The sequence below is a fragment of the Lutibacter sp. genome (assembly GCF_040883305.1).
Lineage (GTDB): Bacteria > Bacteroidota > Bacteroidia > Flavobacteriales > Flavobacteriaceae > Lutibacter.
This window is the reverse complement of sequence record NZ_JBFLKT010000324.1, coordinates 1-3,899: the sequence shown is the minus strand read 5'-3', so window position 1 is coordinate 3,899 and position 3,899 is coordinate 1. Positions and strand designations below refer to the sequence as shown.

Annotated in this window: 5 protein-coding genes; 4 read left to right on the top strand and 1 reads right to left on the bottom strand. The window is 31.4% G+C overall.

Annotated elements, in window-relative coordinates; translation table 11 throughout:
• Positions 1 to 2 precede the first annotated feature (2 nt).
• The 4 genes from thrS to rplT all read left to right on the top strand — a co-directional run bounded on the left by thrS (position 3) and on the right by rplT (position 3,243).
• Complete coding sequence (thrS, locus tag AB1Z17_RS10340) at positions 3 to 1,943, top strand: threonine--tRNA ligase (RefSeq protein WP_368051724.1); 1,941 nt, start codon at positions 3 to 5, stop codon at positions 1,941 to 1,943.
• A gap of 66 nt (positions 1,944 to 2,009) precedes the next feature.
• The gene (infC, locus tag AB1Z17_RS10335) at positions 2,010 to 2,525 is read left to right on the top strand and encodes a translation initiation factor IF-3 (RefSeq protein WP_368051725.1); all 516 of its coding nucleotides are present in this window, start codon (positions 2,010 to 2,012) and stop codon (positions 2,523 to 2,525) included.
• 80 nt (positions 2,526 to 2,605) lie between these two features.
• Positions 2,606 to 2,803 (top strand): 50S ribosomal protein L35, encoded by a 198-nt coding sequence (gene rpmI, locus AB1Z17_RS10330; protein ID WP_089379680.1) that lies wholly within the window; start codon positions 2,606 to 2,608, stop codon positions 2,801 to 2,803.
• 95 nt (positions 2,804 to 2,898) lie between these two features.
• Positions 2,899 to 3,243, top strand: a complete 345-nt coding sequence (rplT, locus tag AB1Z17_RS10325; RefSeq protein ID WP_368051723.1) for a 50S ribosomal protein L20 — start codon at positions 2,899 to 2,901, stop codon at positions 3,241 to 3,243.
• A 76-nt stretch (positions 3,244 to 3,319) separates the two neighbouring features.
• Here rplT and AB1Z17_RS10320 read toward each other — a convergent pair.
• The coding region (locus AB1Z17_RS10320) for an ATP-binding cassette domain-containing protein (RefSeq protein ID WP_368051722.1) at positions 3,320 to 3,899 on the bottom strand (580 nt) is incomplete at its 5' end.

Here is a 3,899-nt window from a genome sequence, read left to right as displayed (position 1 = left end):
ATATGGTTAAAATAACTTTACCTGATGGTACAATTAAAGATTTTAAGAAAGGGAGCACTCCAATGGATGTTGCAAAAAGCATTAGCGAAGGGTTTGCCCGAAATGTTATTTCAGCTCAATTCAACAATATTACTGTTGAAACCGATACACCCCTTACGGTAAACGGATCTTTGATTCTTTATACATTTAATGACACGGATGGTAAAAAAGCATTCTGGCATTCATCCGCACATGTTATGGCTCAGGCTATTCAACATTTATACCCTAATGTTAAATTAACTATTGGTCCTGCTATTGAAAATGGGTTTTATTATGATATTGATTTTGGAGAAAATGTAGTTTCTGAAAAAGATTTCCCTACAATTGAAAAGAAATTTTTAGAACTAGCAAGAGGAAAGCACGAATTTAAAATGCGTGAAGTTAGTAAGGCAGACGCTTTGGCTAAATATAAAGAAGAAGGAAATCAATATAAAGTTGAGTTAATTGAAAACTTAACAGATGGAGATATTACATTTTGTGATCATTCAGATTTTACAGATTTATGTCGTGGTGGACATATTCCTAATACAGGAATAATTAAAGCTGTTAAGGTTATGAGTGCGGCAGGTGCATATTGGAGAGGTGACGAAAAAAACAACCAACTTACTCGTATTTATGGTGTTTCTTTTCCTAAACAAAAAATGCTTACGGAGTATTTAGAGTTATTAGAAGAAGCTAAGCAACGAGACCACAGAAAACTTGGAAAAGAATTAGAGTTATTTACTTTTTCTTCAAAAGTAGGGCAAGGATTACCTCTTTGGTTACCAAAAGGAGCTGCTTTACGCGATAGATTGGAACAGTTTTTAAAAGCTGCTCAGAAAAAAGCTGGTTATGAAATGGTAATTACACCGCATATCGGTCAAAAAGAATTGTATGTGACTTCTGGACATTATGCAAAATATGGCGAAGATAGTTTTCAACCTATAAGTACTCCAAAAGAAGGAGAAGAATTCTTATTAAAACCAATGAATTGCCCACACCATTGTGAAATTTATAATCATAAACCTTATTCATATAAGGAATTACCAAAACGTTTTGCCGAATTTGGAACTGTTTATAGATATGAGCAAAGTGGTGAATTACACGGTTTAACTCGTGTGAGAGGTTTTACCCAAGACGATGCGCATATTTTCTGTACACCTGATCAATTAGATAAAGAATTTAAAGATGTTATTGATTTAGTATTGTACGTATTTAAATCTTTAAGTTTTGAAAACTTTACAGTTCAAGTTTCGTTAAGAGATAAAGAGAACAAAGAAAAGTACATTGGTAACGATGAAAATTGGGAAAAAGCAGAAAATGCAATTATAACTGCAACTAAAGAAAAAGGTCTGGATTATGTTATAGAATATGGAGAAGCTGCATTTTATGGCCCTAAGTTAGACTTTATGGTAAAGGATGCTTTAGGAAGAAGTTGGCAATTAGGAACCATACAAGTTGATTATAATTTACCTGAACGTTTTGATTTAAATTATAAAGGCTCAGACAATAAATTACATCGACCAGTAATGATTCATAGAGCTCCATTTGGATCTATGGAACGTTTTATAGCCGTTTTATTAGAGCATACTGCAGGTAAATTCCCGCTTTGGTTAACACCGGAACAGGTTATTATACTACCAATCAGTGAGAAATATCAAAAATATGCAGAAAAAGTTTTAAGTTTGCTAGAAAATTCCGAAATTCGCGCACTTATAGATGATAGAAACGAAAAGACCGGAAGAAAAATTAGAGATGCGGAATTAAATAAAATTCCATTTATGATTATTGTAGGTGAGCAGGAAGAAAATGATGGCACGGTTTCTGTAAGAAAACAAGGAGAAGGAGATATTGGAACATTATCAAATAACGAATTTATTTCGTTTATAAAAAAAGAAATTAATAGTACATTAGAACAATTTTAGTTTAATTTAAATTTTACAGTTATAGCAATTAAAAGAAGATCAGGGGGAAGAAAACCCTGGAGAATAATTAAGGAAGATCAACATAGGATTAATGAGAAAATCACGTATGTTGACGAAGTACGTTTAGTAGGTGATAACGTTGAAATTGGTGTATATCCAATTTCAAAAGCAAAAGCGTTAGCTAGAGAGCTAGAGTTAGACTTGGTAGAAATATCGCCTAAAGCTGTGCCTCCCGTATGTAAAATTATAGATTATAAAAAATTTCTATACGAACAAAAGAAACGTGAAAAAGCACAAAAGTCGAAAGCTACTAAAGTAGTTGTAAAAGAAATTAGATTTGGACCTAATACAGATGAGCATGATTTTGAATTTAAAAAGAAACATGCCATTAAATTTTTACAAGATGGAGCGAAATTAAAAACATTTGTGTTTTTTAAAGGAAGATCTATAATTTATAAAGATCAAGGTCATATATTACTTTTAAGACTGGCAACAGAACTTGAAGAATATGGAAAAGTAGAGCAAATGCCTAAATTAGAAGGTAAACGTATGATTATGTATATTGCTCCAAAAAAGAAATAATACACTTCAAAAATCAACTATTAATAGTATAGTTTTTTCCGAAGAAAAAATATTAAGCAAGATAAAAAAGTAGAAGAAAGATGCCTAAAATGAAAACCAAATCTAGTGCTAAGAAGCGTTTTAAGCTTACTGGTTCTGGAAAAATTAAAAGAAAACACGCTTTTAAAAGTCACATTTTGACTAAGAAAAGCAAAAAACGTAAATTAAAGTTAACTCATGATGGTTTAGTACATAAATCAGATACAGCTAACATTTTACAACAGTTAACTTTAAAATAATAAAGTTACAGGGAATTTAATTATTAACCTTGGAGTAGTGCAAATACAAGTATAAATTAATTTTTATCGCCTACTACAAAAAACAAATTGAAATTATGCCAAGATCAGTAAATTCAGTTGCTTCAAGAGCTCGTAGAAAAAAGATATTGAAGCAAGCAAAAGGTTACTTTGGACGTAGAAAAAACGTTTATACAGTAGCAAAAAATGCGGTAGAAAAAGGAATGTTATATTCTTATAGAGACCGTAAAAACAAAAAGAGAACTTTCCGTGCATTATGGATTCAACGTATTAACGCTGGAGCCCGCCAGTATGGAATGTCTTACTCTCAGTTTATGGGTAAAGTAAAAGCTAATAATATTGAATTGAACCGCAAGGTACTTGCAGATTTAGCGATGAACAACCCAGAAGCTTTTAAGGCAGTTGTAGATCAAGTAAAATAGATTTTTAATTTCTTGCTTATATATAAAAACCCAATCTTTCGATTGGGTTTTTTATGTTTTATCACTATCTGTTTAACTACTTTTCAATTTCACTCAAGTTTTCCATTTTCTTTAGTGCCATAAAACTAGTAATAGTCTCAAAATGTTCTTTAACGCGTTTGTGACCAAATTCAAAAACTTTTTCTGCCAAGCCCTCTAAAAAATCACGATCGTGAGAAACCAAAATTAAAGTACCATCAAAATCTTTTAAAGCATCTTTTATTATATCTTTGGTTCTCATATCTAAATGATTTGTAGGTTCATCTAATATTAAAACATTTACAGGTGTTAACAAGAGTTTTACCATTGCCAAACGTGTTTTTTCACCACCTGAAAGTACTTTTACTTTTTTTGTGGTATCATCACCAGAAAACATAAAAGCACCAAGTAAGTTCTTTATTTGTGTTCTAATATCACCAACTGCAATATGATCTATGGTTTCAAAAACAGTTAACTCTTCATCCAACAATGAAGCCTGATTTTGTGCAAAATATCCTATTTTTACGTTATGACCAACTTCTAATTTTCCTTCAAAATCAATTTCATTCATAATGGCTTTAATCATGGTTGATTTTCCTTCTCCGTTTTTACCTACAAAAGCAACTTTTTGCCCACGT